Raw genomic sequence first — 16,673 nt, 5'->3', positions numbered from 1 at the left:
TCGACTCTAGATCTACATACTCTCTTGTTTCAACAATGTTAGAACAAGCTTTAGAACGATTATTAAAGGAACACAACCTACTGATGCATTTGGATCAAGGTTGGCACTATTAAATGAAGCAATATCATGAGTGATTAAAATCAAAAGGCATTGTACAAAGCATGTCCCGTTTTGTTGTCTTTTTATATTTCCCTTTGACTTTACACATAATGGGGTGTATTTTCGTATTATAGTATATTCAAATAATCAGATATACAAATACAGTTAATAAAAGAAGGGATAAAATGAGAAAGCGCAAGTTCTGGACGGGGAGATATGAAAATTATTCTCTAGGGTCGTTTCAAAAAGATGTCATGTCTGGTGTTGTCGTAGGTATCATTGCAATTCCATTGGGGATGGCTTTTGCGATAGCTTCAGGGGTAAAGCCTGAGTATGGTCTTTATACGACAATTATTGCAGGAATCTTGATTTCGTTGTTTGGCGGATCTAAGTATCAAATCGGTGGTCCTACGGGTGCATTCATTCCGATTTTACTTGGAATTGTCATGACGTACGGGTATGAAAATTTATTAATTGCCGGATTTATGGCGGGAATTCTTTTAGTATTGATGGGGATTTTTAAGCTAGGGTCATTAATTAAATTTATTCCTAAGCCGGTGACGATAGGATTTACGACTGGAATTGCGGTCATTATTTTTGTTGGACAGATCCCGAATTTCTTAGGGCTAACGGATGTAGAGAAGCATGAATCTTTTGTGAAAAATGTAAACGAAATTGTGATTCATTTTGGTAGTCTTAACTTCTACAGTATTTTAACAGCAGTTATTTGTTTCGTGACGATATTGTATACGCCTAAACTATTACCAAAGATTCCGGGACCATTAATTGGTCTCTTGTTTTCAACGATGATAGCTACTATTTTTTACCCTGGTCAGGTGGCGACAATTGGTTCAACCTATGGTGGAATTCCTAATACATTGCCGAAGTTTGACTTCCTTGATTTGACGTGGGAGAAGGTACAACCTTTGATTCAGCCAGCGTTTGTTATTGCGATTTTGGGTGCGATCGAATCGCTTTTATCGGCGGTAGTCGCAGATGGGATGACGAACAGTAAGCATAACAGCAATCGAGAGTTGGTAGGGCAGGGGATTGCTAATATGGTAACGCCGATGTTCGGGGGGATTCCGGCTACTGGTGCGATTGCTAGAACAGCGACGAATATTAAAAATGGGGCAGCTTCTCCACTTTCTGGTGTGATTCAAGGGGGTGTCGTTCTTTTGGTTTTGTTGCTGCTAGCTCCTTATACATCAGAAATTCCGTTAGCTAGTATGGCGCCGATTTTGATGGTGGTGGCCTGGAATATGAGTGAGCGGCGTGTATTTTATCATGTGCTGAAGACGAAAACGGAAGATTCATTCGTTTTGTTGATCACTTTTTTACTAACCGTCTTAGTAAATTTGACGGTAGCAGTGGAAGTTGGTCTTGTTTTAGCGGTGATTCTTTTTACGAAGCGGATGAGTGATATAATGGTGACAGAAAAGGCGTTGCCAAATCCTCATAATAAGCATGAAAAAGTAGAGAGTCAGGTCGTGTCCGATACTCATGATTGCCCTCAAATTAGTATTTATAATGTGGAAGGACCGCTGTTTTTTGGAGCGGCGCATTCTTTTGAGCAAACGATTATGAAGACGATTGATTACAAGCCTAGAGTATTGCTGCTACGAATGGGAAGAGTCCCGTTTATGGATACAACTGGGGAATCCTATTTCTTAAGCATTGTTAAAAACTTCTCCAAGCATGGGATTGTACTTATTTCAGGGATTCAGTCTCAACCGAAAGAAGTACTAATGAAGACGGGGCTCTATGAGTTCATTGGCGAAGAACACTTTTTTGACCATACAGGAGAGGCGATCAATTATGCTCTCAAGCACTTGAAAAAAGATCAATGCCTTGGTTGTAAGCATTTTGCTTTTAGAGAATGTGAAAATCTTTCAGGCTTGAAGAAGAAAAAGGATGAAACAAGAGCGATGTCTATCACATGATAGAAAGAGAGGAAAAGAAATTGGTTCTTGAAATGCAGCAATTTAAAGCCGAGTTTTTTAAAGCGCTCGCACATCCGCTTAGGATCAAAATTCTTGAGATATTAGCTGAAGGAGATAAAAGCGTTAACGAAATTCAAAGTCTAGCGGGAAGCGAAGGCTCAGCCGTTTCTCAACAGCTCACTGTCCTGCGAGGCAAAAACATTGTCACAGGAACAAAAGACGGAAATCGAGTCATCTATTCTTTAAGGGACCCGATGATCATCGAACTTCTCGCCGTTGCGCGCCAAATCTTTAACAACCACCTAGTCGACACGATCACGATGTTAGACAAGATGAAAGAAGAATAGGTGCCTGTCACTCCCCGGAATTTGTCGAAAAAATAAAAAAGGAGCCTGTTCGTTGGACGGGCTTCCTTTTGGTTTTTATAAAGGGTTTGAGCTTATATTCGCTGTTTATTAAAGGCAATGACAATGGCGACGAGTAAGCCTCCTATACTATCTGCAATTAAATCGCCCATTGTATCGACGTTTCCGCCACCTTGGGTTGTAGTTCCTAATAGTTGATCTGCGGAAAACTCATAGATTTCCCAAAATACACCGCCTAGTACAGACACTGAAAACAGGAATAAGAGAACAAAGGAAGGAGACATGCCTTCTCTAGATGCTGGAGTCGTTAAACGATCCATCAGTTCTAAAGCAGCAAAGGCAATCAGTCCACCGCTTAAAAAATGGAGAAATGTATCCCACCAGCCAAGGCTGTAAAAGCGCATAAGCGAACCTAATATTTGAGAGCCAATTAGAAAAATAAAATAAGAGATAACTAACGGTTTTTTTAATGACGAACGAGTAAAGCGCTCGATAATTATTGGAACTAAGCCGGCAATCATCCCGCCGAGCCCGATTTGATAGCGATACACATCTTCTGCGAACCAAAAAAATAAAAAGCAGCCAAACATGAAAATAAAGTAAGAAAAGCTGAGTATAGTTGTTAATTTTTGTTTCATTCTTTCACCTCACCTTCTAGTCTACTTGAAAAAGGGGAGAAATGTCTCGTCTAGGCTCCAAAGTATGTTTTCGTATGAGTTAAGAAGCTATGGATATATGGAGGAAGATATCTATCTTTAGAATAGGCAAGATAGACAGTCCTTGTTAAACATTCTGAGTCAATGTAACGCATGCAAATAGTTGGAAAGATGGCGTTATTTGCGTAATTCTCTGGAATGATCGTAATGCCTAGCCCCTCTTCCACTAGGCTACAGGCTGTTTCAAAGCGTTCAATCTCGTACATCAGACGGGGTGTAGCTTGTTCTTTTTCAAAGGCTTGTAAAATATCTTGTCGAGTTTGAAAGCCCGTCGTACTAACAATAAAAGGCTCTTTCTCTAAGTCTTTCATCGTGATTTGTTGTAATTTTGCCAATGGACTATCTCGATGGAAGAGTAGGACAAGGCGTTCATGATAAATAGGGTGTGTCAACAAAGCTTCATGAGAAACTAATTGATTCGTAATGACTGCATGTGTTTCATAATTAAGCAATGATTTTTGGACCTCATCTACACCGAGCAATTCGCTGAACTTTATTTGAACTTGAGGGTAATCAGCTTTAAATCGATGAATCACTTTAGGTAACCAATAGTTAGCGGATTCGATCAAACCTAGCGATAATTGTCCATTCCCTATTTCCTTCACCTCTCTCATTTCTTGTTTTAAATTGTCGAAATCGTTAATCAGTTCAAGTGCTCGCATATACATCATTTCACCCGATTGCGTGAGGCGAATGTTTCTTGTGTTTCTTTCTAATAAAGGAAAGCCGACTTCATCTTCTAGTTTCATAATGGCGTTGCTTAGTGAAGGTTGAGAAATGTGTAAAATTTCAGCGGCTTTTGAAAAGCTTTTTTGTTGGACAACGGTAATGAAGTAGCGCATTTTTCTTAAATCCATCAGAGTACCTCCTATTTATAGTTTTTAATTATAAAATTATAAAATAATTATATTAGAAAATATAAATAAATTACTATATAATTTTTTTAAACAATATATTTAATCGGAAATTTCAGAAAGGGAGAGAGTAATGTATAACGCTGCAAAACAAGATGTATGGATAGGTCGAGTAGATAGTGTGACAGATCAAACAAGCTATCGACTTCATCAAGTAGTTCAATTATGTGATTTAAAAGCAGAAGAGCTTGTGCAGGATGAGAGCAACAAATGTGCCATCATCGGCTTTGAATGTGAGGAGGGAGTAAGAAGAAATAAAGGAAGAATAGGAGCGGCCGCTGCACCTAATGCGATTAGAACTTCATTAGCTAAGCTTCCTTGGCATGGCCCAGAGGAGGGTTCGATTGTTGATGCGGGAAATGTGACTTGTGAAAACGGACAGCTTGAGCAGGCTCAGCAAGAAGTAGGGAATTATGTCGCTAAACTATTATTTAGTAAAGTCACACCAATTATTTTAGGTGGCGGGCATGAAACATTATATGGACATTACTTAGGAGTAAGAGAATTTATCGGCAAGGATGCTTCTTTAGGAATCATTAATATCGATGCTCATTTTGATTTAAGACCTTATGATGAACAGACATCATCTGGTACGATGTTTAAACAAATTTTAGATCAAGATTCGAATTGCGGATATTTACCTATTGGCATTCAAAAATACGGAAATACGAAAGCGTTATTTGAAACTGCGAGCCGTTTTGAATGCGATTACATTTTAGAAGATGAAGTGACGAATGGGAACTTTCCTCATATTTTCTCAGTGATCGATCAGTTTGCAGCTCAACATGATTATGTCATTCTTACCCTTTGCACGGATGTCATAAATGCCGCTTATGCTCCGGGAGTAAGTGCTCCCTCGCCGTTTGGATTAGACCCATTTGCTGTTCGCACGTTGATCAGCTACATTACACAGCTAGAAAAAACCCTTTCATTTGATGTGTCAGAAGTGAATCCTTCATTAGATGAAAACAGCCGTACAGTCAATCTAGCCGCTCAATTAGTTAACGAAGCCATCATGAGTTTTTTTAAGGGGGAAACAGGATGAACATTCAATTCGATCAAGTCACAACTATATTTTTAGCAGTTGCGTTACTCGTTATCGGTTCCTTTTTAGTAAAAAAAGTAGGCGTCTTTCAAAGGTTTTGTTTACCAGCACCGGTCGTTGGCGGCTTGCTTTTTGCTCTGATTGCGACGATCTTAAAAGCGACGGGTATTGTTGAACTCACATTAGATACTTCTTTACAAAGCTTGTTTATGCTAGCTTTCTTCACGACAGTTGGTTTAGGTGCGAGCTTCCAACTTGTGAAATTAGGAGGGAAGCTGCTCGTCATTTATTGGCTTGCTTGTGGGTTTTTAGCTCTTATGCAAAATGTAATTGGTATTTCAGTCGCTTCTCTATTAAATATTGATCCGTTACTTGGAATTATGTCGGGGGCGGTCTCAATGGAAGGTGGACACGGATCAGCTACTGCTTTTGGAACGACACTGGAAGAGATGGGGGTAGATTCAGCATTAACGATTGGCTTGGCGGCTGCTACGCTCGGTTTAGTAGCAGGAGGACTAATCGGTGGGCCGACAGTGAAATATTTAATTTCCAAATACAATTTAACACCTGCTGAGCAGGAAGTAGCAGCTGCTGTTGAACTTGAAGACAAAGAGAAAGCAGCTATTCATTCGGATACGTTTATTATGCAAGTGTTATTAATTACGTTTTGTATGGCGTTAGGTACTTATTTAGGAGAAGTATTTTCTGAGAAAACAAAATTAGTTCTTCCGAGTTATGTAGGCGCGATGTTTGTCGCCGTCATTGTAAGAAATGTATTAGACCGTGTAAATGACCGTGTGATCGATATGAGAAGCGTGAATTTGATTGGCGATGTCACGCTAGGTATTTTCTTATCCATGGCGTTAATGAGCGTTAAATTATGGGAAGTGGCCGACTTAGCTCTTCCGATTTTCATTATCGTTGCAGTCCAAGTCGTGTTTGTTGTTATTATGGGCGTATTTGTATTATTCCGTTTACTAGGTAAAGACTATGATGCCGCTGTCATGGTCGGAGGGTTTACTGGGCACGGATTAGGTGCAACACCAAATGCAATGGCGAACATGTCAGCGATTACGCAAAAATTTGGTCCTTCGCAAAAGGCTTATTTAATCGTACCGATCGTTGGTGCCTTTCTTATCGACGTATTCGCGGTACCAATCATCCTTACGAGTATTAACTTGTTCCAATAATAAGAGGGTCATATTTTCATCGTTTTAAAATGATGAAAATATGACCTTATTTTTATAAAACGTAGAGAAAAACGCTTAGAAAATGAGCGGTGCTGCCGAGCATAATGAAGATATGGAATATTTCATGGAAGCCCATGTGTTTAAATGAAAGACATTTCGGTTTAAAGGCGTAAATGATGCCGCCAATTGTATAGAATATGCCTCCGAGGACTAATAGAAGCAAACCGGAAGTACTTAAATTAGTTGATAGCGGCGAGATCGCAAATATAATCATCCATCCCATCACAATGTATAGCATCGTAGAAAGCCATCTCGGACATTGAAACCAAACCAGCTTAAAAGCGACACCACATATAGCAGTAAGGGCGATGATTGCAAATAAGCTCCAACCGCCAGCACCGTTCAGGCTAATGAGACAAAAAGGAGCGTAAGAACCAGCAATTAATACGAAAATCATCGAGTGGTCGAGTCGTCTTAATGCCGCAATGACATGATTTTTGGCAATAACCATATGATACGTGGCGGATGCACTGTAAAGCAACATCATGCTAATGCCAAAAATGGTGACTGCTGCGATGGCGATCGCTGAACCTGTAGTGAGCGAGGCTTTAATGACCATGGCTAACAAGGCGACAAAAGATAATATCGCTCCAGCTAAGTGGGTTAAACCGTTAATCGGTTCTCTTATATAAAGATTCATATCTTATACCTCCTAGTTCTATTAAGTAGTTATTGATACTACATAAAATAATATTATAATTTCATTATGTAGTCAACATTTACCCGTAAATTATATTTATGTATAATAATCGGGAAAGGTGGAGGTTTTACATGGAGAAAATCAATGAAATTATGACGAAGCTAGGTTTAGACAATCAAGTGACTTTAGAGGATATACCGAATATTGACTTGTATATGGATCAAGTGATTCAACTTTTTGAAAATACATTCAGCAGTTCAAAGCGAAGTGAAGAAGAGAAAGTGTTAACGAAAACAATGATTAACAACTATGCGAAAGGAAAGCTATTTTTCCCGATTAAACAAAAGAAATATTCCAAGGAGCATATTTTGTTAATTAGCTTGATTTATCAGCTAAAGGGAGCGTTATCGATTAATGATATTAAGCAGACGCTTCAAGGGGTCAATGAAAAAGTTGAAAATGAACAGTTAGATTTAGATTCGTTCTATAATAGCTATTTGAGTCTGGCGAATCAAAATGTGGAGCATTTCAAGAACGATATCCAAACACAGATGAAAGCAGTTCAACAAGAAATGGAAGAGGTGGATCAAGATCTTGAGCAAGTTCTTATGATTGCTTCGCTTGTCCATATGAGCAATTTATATAGAAAAGTAGCAGAAAAACTAGTGGATGATTTGGAGGTGGAATCATGAAAATTGATGTAAATGACAACATTAATTTTGTTGAATTATGGAAAGAGGGAATGAGGAATTGGGACGGAGTGCTCCCGGAGCGCATCGTGAACGATGAACTGGAAGAAGCCTTTTGGCAGCAATTAATAGACAAGAAAACGGTGGAGGCGAATGAAGATCCTTATGCGAAAAAGATTCAAGGCTTTTTGGACACATTAATTTTGCCGGAAGATGAGGTGTTAGAAATTGGTCCGGGATGGGGGAATTACACGTTTTTCCTAGCTGAAAAGGCCAACAATGTGACCTGTGTAGATAGCTCGGCGAGTGTATTAGAATTTTTAAAGCGAGCTAGTGAAAAAAAGCAATTCCATCATATGCAGTTTATTGCAGACAAATGGGAAGAGCATGTCGTTTCCAAAACATATGATGTGGTGTTTGGAATGAATTGTTTTTATCGCATGTATCAGATCGAAAAGACGTTAAGAAATATTCAAGAATCAGCTAAGCGCTTGGCGATCATCGGCATGACATCAGGACCGATTCAGCCTCATTACTTGGATTTAGAAAAAGAGTACGGCTATAAAATTAAATATCCGCGCAGAGATTACATACATTTACAAAATATATTGTATGAAATGGGTATTTACGCCAATTGTAAAATCATTCCCCTTGAAAGAACCTATCAATTCAGCTCCTTTGAACAATTAATCACGAAAAATAAAGCGAAGATTTTAAGTGAATATGTAGATGATCGGCATGTGGAAAAAGTGCTTGAAAAATATATAACAGAACAAAATGGAACCTATCGTTACAAGCATGATTTTCATGCGGCTCTGTTATATTGGGAGCCTGAGCGTACAGCTTATCAACAGCTAAAGCCTTTCATGCGTTAACGTACATAAAAGCCAACCTGCTTCTATGGCTAGGTTGGCTTAGGATACTGATAAATCGGTGTTGCAATGTTATGCTTTTTCTTCAAATAATTTCGCGATTTCGACAATGACTTGTACGGATTTTTCCATATTATTTACGGAAGCATATTCAAAGCGACCGTGGAAGTTTTCGCCGCCAGTGAAGATGTTCGGTGTCGGCAATCCCATATAAGATAGTTGCGAGCCATCAGTGCCACCTCGGATTGGTTTGACGATTGGCTCGATGCCTAAGTTTTTCATCGCTTCATACGCCGTGTCGACAATTTCCTTCACAGGTTCAATTTTTTCTCTCATATTGTAATATTGGTCGTTCATTTCGAGAATGATGCGGTCTTCACCGTAAGCTTCTTGCAAATTTTTGACGATGTGAGTCATCGCGTCTTTTCTTGCTTGGAAGTTGGATTTGTCGAAGTCGCGGATAATGTATTCCATTTCCGTTTGTTCTACCTCACCATTGATGGCAAGAAGGTGATAGAAGCCTTCGTAGCCTTCTGTATATTCCGGTGCTTCCTCTGCTGGTAATTGCGCATGTAGTTCCATTGCGATTTTAGAGGAGTGAATCATTTTTCCTTTTGCGGTTCCTGGATGAACATTTTTTCCTTTAATGATGATTTTCGCTCCAGCGGCATTAAAGCTTTCATATTCAAGTTCACCGAGCGGTCCGCCATCAATCGTGTAGGCAAAGGCGGCATTGAACGCATCGACATCGAATTTATGCGGTCCTCTGCCGATCTCTTCATCTGGAGTGAACGCTACACGGATTTTTCCATGCTTAATTTCTGGATGGTTGATTAAATAAGCCATCGCCGTCATGATTTCGGTTACACCGGCTTTATTGTCGGCACCGAGTAAAGTCGTGCCGTCTGTTGTTACAAGTGTATGCCCTTTATATTGTGGTAATTCGGGGAAATCCTTTGGCGACAAGATGATTTGTAATTTTTCGTTTAAGACGATATCTTGTCCATCGTAATTTTCAACGATTTGAGGCTGAACATTTTTTCCGGTAAAATCAGGCGTTGTATCGACATGAGCTAAAAACCCGATGACAGGGACGTCCTTTTCTGTGTTAGCAGGCAATGTTGCCATCAAATACCCGTATTCATCAACGGTCACTTCTTCCATGCCGATTTCTTTTAGCTCCTCTTCAAGCATGTGAATCAACGTCCACTGTTTTTCAGTGGAAGGAGTCGTTGGACTATTTTCATCTGATTGTGTATCAATTTTTACATAGGAAGTAAAGCGTTTCAGTAATTCGTTTTTCACTGTAAATACAACTCCTTTTGGAAATGTTTATCTTTTATTTTACCATAATCAATCTTCAATCCATTAGATTGAAGATTGATTGTTTTGAATATAATTTCAAGTGAAAAAAAGAAGCTAAACCGTTGTGGCTTAGCTTTCGTAAAGTAGCAGCAGTTGCTATGTTATTTTTTCTTCACCGTAATCGTCCATTGAGCATCGCCGCTTTGTTCGAAGTTCGTGACTTCGTGTCCTTCTTCAGCCGCCCAACGCGGGATTGCTTCGGTTGCTTGCGTGCAGTCGAAGTCGATCGTTAATTCGTCACCGCTAGCAAGCTCCGCCATTACTTCCTTTGCCTCTACTAATGGGAAAGGGCAAACCATTCCTAGTACCTCTAATTTCTTTTGCATAATGTTTTCCTCCTATGTGTATGATTACGCCGTTTGCGTGCTCACTTTTACTTTTTTCATTGCTTTTTGTCTCGGTTTAACGATAGTGAAGTAAGCTGCTGTCCAAGTACCGAGAATCATGAACGGTAAGGAAATCCATCCTTGCCATGTGAATAGAGCGGTTTCGACTAAGCCGTTTCCGATCGAGCAGCCACCAGCAAGACTCGCACCAACGCCCATTAAAATACCGCCGAACGCGCTTTTAAGGCAAGTGCTCACATCAGGTACTCGAAAACGGAATTCGCCGCTCCCTTTAGCGGCTACATATGAGCCGATGAGAATACCGATGACTAAAAACACACCCCAGTTTAAAAATGAGCTATCACCTGTCACGGCGTATTGCAAGATATTAGCTGTTGGCGTTGTGACTCCAAGTCCAAACATTCTTCCAGTCGCTTCACTTAACGGCCAAGCAGCAATAGCAATCAAACCGACGAGGATCGCAGTGAATAGAGGGTTCCAACGTTTTTCGAATAAAAGATGAGCAAGCCCTGTTTTCTTAGGCTTCATTGTTGGAATTTTCACGGTTGGCTTCGATAATTGCTTCCAGACGAGCAAGCCTGTAATACCAACAAGAAGAGCAACTAATGCCCATGGAGAAACGCCAAGTGTTCCGTGAATCGTTTGTGCTTCTACTTGATGAGATTGCATGGAAGCGGCATAAGAGCTAAGAGGCCCGCTTTTCATCATCGCACTTGACACCATATAAGTAGCAAGTGCGATCCAACTACCAATCAATCCTTCACCAGCTCGATACCATGTACCTGTCGCACAACCACCAGCGAAGATAATACCAACTCCAAATACGAATGCGCCGAAAATAGTGGCGAACCACATGAAATTTCCTAATTCAAATTGAATCATTCCGAATGAATGGAGCAAATAGACCCCGATACTTTGCATCGAAATTGCCACTAAAAAAGCGACAAACATCCGGTGATCTTTCGTTACATACATATCTCTAAATGCTCCAGTAACACAGAAACGTCCACGCTGCATGACGAATCCGAGTAAACCTCCGCATAATAAACCTGTTAAAATCAGCTGAAGCATATGAACACTCCTTACGTAAATGTTTAGTAAAAGTAGTATAATCCTTTTAATCCGATAATTCAAGTAGGCATTAGTGGAAAAATATATTTTTGAATCGTTTGATTTTTATATGGGATTAGTACAAGATGAGAGTATAGGGCAACGTATAGATAGAGAATACAAATGGAGGTTGTGGCATGAATGAGGAGAAAGCGTTCCACCAAAGTGTAGATACAGCATTTGATGAAGAAGTGAAGAAGATTCATGAGCAACTCGATCAAGATTTATTGATCGCACTCGTTGGAGAAGTGAATGCGGGAAAGTCATCAACGATTAATAAAATCATCGGCAAGGATGTCGCGAAAACCAATCCCCAACCGGGAGAGACGGTTAGTATAGATCCTTACAATTTAGTGGGATTGGAAAAAATAAAATTAATGGACACCCCAGGGTTAAATGATCCAAATGATGAGAATCCGAAGAAAACAGAAGCATTTATTAGCGAAGCAGACATCATTCTGTTTTTCACGAATGCGGCAGGTACTGTGTTCTCGGATAGCGAAAAAGCGAAGTTTCAAGAGATTGCGGCTCATAATGAAAATATCTTGATCATACTAAATAAGATTGATGCCGCTGAGGATATAGACAGCTTAGTGACGTTTATTAAACAGCATGCAGGCAGTCAGTACGATGTGGTGCCGATCTCTTCTAAAACAGGGCAAAACATTGATATATTAAAGGACCGGATATTGGAGCTACTCGAAAAAAAGGGGAAAGACATCCTATTCGCAAAAAGCTTACAAGATAAATCTACTGCTGCTAAACGCTGGATTAACGCGGCAGGAGTGTCTGCAGGAGTGATTGGTGCCTCACCGATACCTGGGTCGGATGTCGTTCCTTTAACTGCTCTTCAAGTGGGGCTTACATTGAAGTTAGCGACTCTTTACGACAAGCCATTGACGAAAAAGGCGGCGAAAGAGTTAATTATTGTCACAGCGACAAAAACAGCAGGGCAAACGGCATATAGACAAATTGTTAAATTCGTCCCTGGAGCTGGATCGATCGCAGGTGGACTAGTTGCTTCATCTCTTACTCTCGCACTAGGGTATGGAGTCAAATACGCTTATGAGAACGATTTACCGATTGATCAAGAAATTATTTTTGAACTGTATAAAAAATATAAAAAGCGAAAAAATTATAAACAACAAATAGAAAGCTAAAGGCGAGACCGAGGATGGTCTCGTCTTTCATACTTTATAGTCGCAGTTTATAAATTTTTTGTTTCAGTTCATCACCCGCTTCGTTTAGCTGTTCGGTAGCTTCCATTCATAAGTCGTAAATCCGCCGTCGTTTTGAGCTTTATTAATCACTTCCTGAACGAACAGTTTGCCGTTGACGTTTTTATTTCCCAGGAATTATCGCTCTCATCGGAATAGTGGACAACATCGATTCCTTTTTGTTGGTTATTAGGACAAATATTTCAATGATTAATTGCAAAATGGTATAATAATGGAAAAAATTAAAGGGTGAGGACCATGCTTAGTTCTTGGCTCATGAAACTATTGTTTTTTATTATAATGTTCATTGGTTATTTGATAGCTTGGTTGACAGGGGATAAACCGTAGAAAGAAGTGTTCGTGTAAAAGCGAAGGCTTCTTTTTTTGTACAATGGGTTCAATTTATTATATGACAGCTGTCATTTGAAACTGCTTATTCCTGTAAATACCAATCTTTTTTTAAAAAGATAGAATGAAGATACAAATGCAGGAAATGAGGGGAACTAAGTGGAAGTTAAAACAAAAAGGATTCGCCTTCTTGATATTTTAAGAGGATTTGCGGTACTGGGGACGTTAGGGACGAATATTTGGATCTTTGCTTATCTAGGCGATTTGTCATATCTCTTTACAGCTGATCACAATGAATGGTGGGCTTCTTTCAATGATTTCATCCGTCTGTTTGTTTTATTTTTAGTCAATGGGAAGCTACTTGGATTATTGACGATTATGTTTGGGGTCGGTTTAGAGATGAAGTACCAGCAATCCTTAAGGAAAAAAGCTGCTTGGCCTGGTATTTATTTATGGACATCGCTGATTTTATGTCTCGAGGGCTTGATCCACTTCATTTTAGTTATGGAGTACGATATTTTGATGGGCTATGGCGTGACGGCGATGATTGTCGCCTTCATTGTGAAGCGAGGAGATCGTGCGATCAAAAGAGCGATGATCGGGATGGGAAGCTTCCACGTTATCATGATTGTGCTGATAATGGTTAGTACGATATTTGCCAATTTACAAGGTGCTAATATTTCGTTCGGAAATATGGATGAGGCGGTTCGGCTGTATAAAGAAGGAAGCTGGCTTGCGCAAGTTCAATACCGAATCAACAACTTTATGTGGCTACGAGGAGAAGTAATTTTTACGATTCCAATGAATATCTTTTTGTTTTTACTTGGGGTTACTTTGATGAGGAAAGGAGCGTTTTCTCCAGATCAAACAGGGAAAGTGTGGAGATCACGCATGTTGAAGTGGGGACTTATTGTTGGTGTACCGCTGAATTTGCTGATTTTCGTGCCTGGCGGTGTCTTTGATTTTCCTGTTCGTTACTTGTTTGCACCGGTGTTGTCGCTTGGCTATGTCGGACTGATTGCTTGGCTTGTGGAACGTCATCAGCGTTTTTGGTTATGGCATCGCCTTGAACAAGTAGGGCAAATGTCGCTTACTTGTTATGTGCTACAAAATATTTTAGGAACGACTATTTTTTATGGATGGGGCATAGGTCTTGGTGGGAAAGTAGGAGGGCTTGATGTTGTGCTGATTTGGTTTTTGATCGTGATCTTTCAGCTTACTTTTGCCTCGCTTTGGTTAAAGAAGCTTTCCTTTGGCCCGATGGAGACAGCACGTAAATATGCAGTTCGCTTAATAAAGGTGTAACTTCTGGAGGCAACATGTGATGAGAAATAAAATATATCCATCTGATCAAATGGAGAAATACTTGCTAATTGATGTCATTGCGATCGTTTTCTTATTCTATCATCTAGTGACGATTGAAAGTACGATTGGCTTAACGGGGCATTTATTATTATTTATGGTGTTTTTGTTTGCCTTTTATATGGGGCTATGGCACCGAGATGGAAAGCTACTAGGTGCCTGTTTATTAGGATTCATGGTCCTTGGTATCTTGAGTGTGGTGATAGATAGTTGGCTACTGCTTTACGGTATGATTTTTGCGGATTTATTAGGACGCTCTTATTTGAAACGACATCTGGTCATTGGAATAATTGCGATTGTGGGTGTGTTTTTTACTGTGCATGGGATGGTAGATGATAACCCGATCGCTTTTTTGCAAACAGTGGAACTACCTATCATGATGATTCAGTTAGCGCTACCGATCGTTATTTTTGCCAAAGAGCAAGCGAAACAGTTGAAGCAAGAGTTAAGCAGTACGAATGAACGCTTAATTCAAGAAGAGGAACGTCACCGAATTGCTAGGGATCTTCACGATACGCTTGGTCAAACGTTAACGATGATTAAATTAAAAAGTGAATTAACTATGAGGTTGATGGAAAAAGATGTAGAGCAAGCAAAGCAGGAACTGACAGATATTCGGAATACATCGCGAACGGCACTGAAGCAAGTGCGAGAAATGGTGGAGACGATGAGATGGGTGTCATTGGATGAAGAGTTGCGGTATGCGGAAAAAGCATTGGTTGTTGCTGGTGTGAACTTTGAAGTGGATAGACAGATTGCACATATACCTTTGTCAAAATTAAATGAAACGATGACGGCTTTGTCTATTAGAGAGGCTGTGACGAATATTATGAAGCATAGTCAGGCGAGAGATTGTCAGTTAACGGTTACAGATGAAGATGATTTTGTTTTAATCCGATTAATTGATAATGGTATAGGACTACAACAAGTATCGAGTGGGAGTGGTTTGTCATCCATGAAGGAACGAATGAAATTAATTGGCGGACAGGCGGTTATTGAAGAAGGCGCAAAGGGTGGCGTCACAGTGACATTACAAGTTCCAGTTTAGAAAGAAAGGAAAGAAGCAAGATGATACGAGTGGTTCTAGCGGAAGATCAAAAAATGTTAAGCGGTGCACTAGCCTCACTGTTAAAGTTAGAAGAGGATATTGAAGTGGTTGCGGAGGCAGCAGATGGCAAACAAGCATTAGTAGCCATTGAATCACTGCAGCCAGATGTGTGTGTGCTTGATATTGAAATGCCTTATGTTACAGGACTGGAAATTGCAGAGAAGTTACGAAGTGAAGGTCATCCATGCAAAATCATGATCGTCACGACGTTTACTCGTCCCGGCTACTTGCAAAAGGCAATGGATTTAAAGGTTGAAGGATACTTGTTAAAGGACGAACCGATTGATTTTTTAATTGCTGCGATTCGAAAAGTCATGAATGGCGAACGAGCCATCAGCACGGATTTGGCGGCAGCCCTTTTTATAAATGAAGCCAATCCTTTGACGGAAAGGGAGCAGGAAGTATTAAGATTGGCTGGATCGGGGATGACAACCAGACAAATTTCCAAGACATTGTTTCTAACTAATGGAACTGTCCGTAATTATTTATCTTCTGCGATTCAAAAGCTAGAAACAGATTCGAGACAACAGGCGACGCGAATTGCGGAGGAGAAAGGGTGGATTTAGCGGGGAAATCATCCTTTTCAAAGCAGAATATAATAAAGAAATAGCTTCTGCACTTAGATCCAACTATATAATTCAAGAGTCTCAAACCAAATTCAGTTAATAGTCGAAATAGTGGCTATTAACTTTTTTTGTTTTTATTACTTGACGAAACAAAATTGTTATTGTAGAGTAAGTTACGAAAAGTAATCAATTAATTATTTGTTCAGAAAGGGGATTTTCAACATGACGAAGAAGCATGAGTTAGGTGCACTTATTTTACGAGTGATTTTAGGTTTGACATTTTTTGTTCACGGGTTGGCGAAGTTTCAAGGAGGAATTGAGAACATTGCTGGTTGGTTTGATAGCATTGGGATTCCAAGCTTTATGGCATACATTGTGGCTGCCGTTGAATTAGTTGGCGGTGCGGCACTAATTTTAGGATTAGGTACACGTATTATTGCTGGTCTACTTGTCATTGTGATGCTTGTAGCTATTTCAAAAGTGAAATTAGCAGCTGGATTTATGGGAAATGGCGAAATGGCTGGTTACGAACTCGATCTAGCCTTAATGGCAATGTCTGCTTATCTCGCTATTGCAGGTAGTTCCCTTTATTCATTGGATCAACTTGTTCTTGGGAAAAATAGCAAAGAAAAATAATGGTCGAAAAGGCATCCTGCTGTGATTGAGTGGGATGCCTTTTCTATGTTAAATAAAAGTAAAATTAGAGGGTTTCGGGTA

General features: G+C 39.8%; 18 protein-coding genes. 11 read left to right on the top strand and 7 right to left on the bottom strand.

Annotated features, from left to right (window positions below; genetic code table 11):
- Positions 1–284: 284 nt before the first annotated feature.
- Both ACSVDJ_RS18165 and ACSVDJ_RS18160 read left to right on the top strand, forming a co-directional pair.
- Positions 285–2,042 carry a SulP family inorganic anion transporter gene (locus tag ACSVDJ_RS18165; RefSeq protein ID WP_439167787.1) on the top strand — a complete coding sequence of 586 codons (1,758 nt, stop codon included), beginning with the start codon at positions 285–287 and terminating at the stop codon, positions 2,040–2,042.
- Positions 2,043–2,062: 20 nt separating this feature from the next.
- Complete coding sequence (locus ACSVDJ_RS18160) at positions 2,063–2,389, top strand: ArsR/SmtB family transcription factor (RefSeq protein WP_095477903.1); 327 nt, start codon at positions 2,063–2,065, stop codon at positions 2,387–2,389.
- Positions 2,390–2,481: 92 nt separating this feature from the next.
- On the opposite strand, the gene ACSVDJ_RS18155 is transcribed toward ACSVDJ_RS18160, so the two are convergent.
- Both ACSVDJ_RS18155 and ACSVDJ_RS18150 read right to left on the bottom strand, forming a co-directional pair.
- On the bottom strand, positions 2,482–3,045 hold the full coding sequence (locus tag ACSVDJ_RS18155; RefSeq protein ID WP_439167785.1) for a DUF2238 domain-containing protein: 564 nt from the start codon (positions 3,043–3,045) through the stop codon (positions 2,482–2,484).
- Between the two features lie 50 nt (positions 3,046–3,095).
- On the bottom strand, positions 3,096–3,980 hold the full coding sequence (locus ACSVDJ_RS18150) for a LysR family transcriptional regulator (RefSeq protein WP_439167783.1): 885 nt from the start codon (positions 3,978–3,980) through the stop codon (positions 3,096–3,098).
- 130 nt (positions 3,981–4,110) lie between these two features.
- Here ACSVDJ_RS18150 and hutG point away from each other — a divergent pair, with 130 nt between their 5' ends.
- Together hutG and gltS are read left to right on the top strand one after the other, a co-directional pair.
- Positions 4,111–5,082 carry a formimidoylglutamase gene (gene hutG, locus ACSVDJ_RS18145; RefSeq protein ID WP_439167782.1) on the top strand — a complete coding sequence of 324 codons (972 nt, stop codon included), beginning with the start codon at positions 4,111–4,113 and terminating at the stop codon, positions 5,080–5,082.
- Complete coding sequence (gene gltS, locus ACSVDJ_RS18140) at positions 5,079–6,272, top strand: sodium/glutamate symporter (protein WP_439167781.1); 1,194 nt, start codon at positions 5,079–5,081, stop codon at positions 6,270–6,272. Before hutG ends, gltS begins: the two co-directional genes overlap by 4 nt.
- 52 nt (positions 6,273–6,324) lie before the next feature.
- On the opposite strand, the gene trhA is transcribed toward gltS, so the two are convergent.
- On the bottom strand, positions 6,325–6,972 hold the full coding sequence (trhA, locus tag ACSVDJ_RS18135) for a PAQR family membrane homeostasis protein TrhA (RefSeq protein ID WP_439167779.1): 648 nt from the start codon (positions 6,970–6,972) through the stop codon (positions 6,325–6,327).
- A 131-nt stretch (positions 6,973–7,103) separates the two neighbouring features.
- Between trhA and ACSVDJ_RS18130 the strand changes: the two genes are divergently transcribed.
- Together ACSVDJ_RS18130 and ACSVDJ_RS18125 are read left to right on the top strand one after the other, a co-directional pair.
- On the top strand, positions 7,104–7,664 hold the full coding sequence (locus tag ACSVDJ_RS18130) for a DUF1836 domain-containing protein (RefSeq protein ID WP_439167777.1): 561 nt from the start codon (positions 7,104–7,106) through the stop codon (positions 7,662–7,664).
- Entirely contained in the window at positions 7,661–8,536 is an 876-nt protein-coding gene (locus ACSVDJ_RS18125) for a class I SAM-dependent methyltransferase (RefSeq protein WP_439167776.1), read from the top strand. Before ACSVDJ_RS18130 ends, ACSVDJ_RS18125 begins: the two co-directional genes overlap by 4 nt.
- A 69-nt stretch (positions 8,537–8,605) precedes the next feature.
- On the opposite strand, the gene pepT is transcribed toward ACSVDJ_RS18125, so the two are convergent.
- The 3 genes from pepT to ACSVDJ_RS18110 form a co-directional block, all read right to left on the bottom strand.
- Positions 8,606–9,838: a peptidase T gene (gene pepT, locus ACSVDJ_RS18120; protein WP_439167774.1), complete on the bottom strand. Its 1,233-nt coding sequence runs from the start codon at positions 9,836–9,838 to the stop codon at positions 8,606–8,608.
- 161 nt (positions 9,839–9,999) lie between these two features.
- The gene (locus ACSVDJ_RS18115; protein ID WP_100401396.1) at positions 10,000–10,224 is read right to left on the bottom strand and encodes a sulfurtransferase TusA family protein; all 225 of its coding nucleotides are present in this window, start codon (positions 10,222–10,224) and stop codon (positions 10,000–10,002) included.
- A gap of 24 nt (positions 10,225–10,248) precedes the next feature.
- On the bottom strand, positions 10,249–11,316 hold the full coding sequence (locus ACSVDJ_RS18110; protein WP_439167772.1) for a YeeE/YedE thiosulfate transporter family protein: 1,068 nt from the start codon (positions 11,314–11,316) through the stop codon (positions 10,249–10,251).
- A 176-nt stretch (positions 11,317–11,492) separates the two neighbouring features.
- On the opposite strand from ACSVDJ_RS18110, the gene ACSVDJ_RS18105 reads away from it, so the two are divergent.
- Complete coding sequence (locus ACSVDJ_RS18105; RefSeq protein ID WP_439167770.1) at positions 11,493–12,515, top strand: GTPase; 1,023 nt, start codon at positions 11,493–11,495, stop codon at positions 12,513–12,515.
- An 84-nt stretch (positions 12,516–12,599) separates the two neighbouring features.
- Here the strand turns inward: ACSVDJ_RS18105 and ACSVDJ_RS18100 are convergent, their stop codons facing one another.
- Entirely contained in the window at positions 12,600–12,707 is a 108-nt protein-coding gene (locus ACSVDJ_RS18100; protein WP_439167950.1) for a cache domain-containing protein, read from the bottom strand.
- 372 nt (positions 12,708–13,079) lie between these two features.
- Between ACSVDJ_RS18100 and ACSVDJ_RS18095 the strand changes: the two genes are divergently transcribed.
- The 4 genes from ACSVDJ_RS18095 to ACSVDJ_RS18080 all read left to right on the top strand — a co-directional run bounded on the left by ACSVDJ_RS18095 (position 13,080) and on the right by ACSVDJ_RS18080 (position 16,592).
- Positions 13,080–14,225: a DUF418 domain-containing protein gene (locus ACSVDJ_RS18095; RefSeq protein WP_439167769.1), complete on the top strand. Its 1,146-nt coding sequence runs from the start codon at positions 13,080–13,082 to the stop codon at positions 14,223–14,225.
- A 19-nt stretch (positions 14,226–14,244) separates the two neighbouring features.
- The gene (locus ACSVDJ_RS18090) at positions 14,245–15,330 is read left to right on the top strand and encodes a sensor histidine kinase (RefSeq protein WP_439167768.1); all 1,086 of its coding nucleotides are present in this window, start codon (positions 14,245–14,247) and stop codon (positions 15,328–15,330) included.
- A gap of 20 nt (positions 15,331–15,350) precedes the next feature.
- Complete coding sequence (locus ACSVDJ_RS18085) at positions 15,351–15,956, top strand: response regulator transcription factor (protein ID WP_439167766.1); 606 nt, start codon at positions 15,351–15,353, stop codon at positions 15,954–15,956.
- A gap of 222 nt (positions 15,957–16,178) precedes the next feature.
- Entirely contained in the window at positions 16,179–16,592 is a 414-nt protein-coding gene (locus ACSVDJ_RS18080; RefSeq protein WP_439167764.1) for a DoxX family protein, read from the top strand.
- Positions 16,593–16,673: the final 81 nt, after the last annotated feature.

Source organism: Bacillus sp. Hm123 (genome assembly GCF_051842975.2).
Taxonomy (GTDB): domain Bacteria; phylum Bacillota; class Bacilli; order Bacillales; family Domibacillaceae; genus Bacillus_CE.
This window is presented reverse-complemented; position numbering and strand designations above follow the sequence as displayed.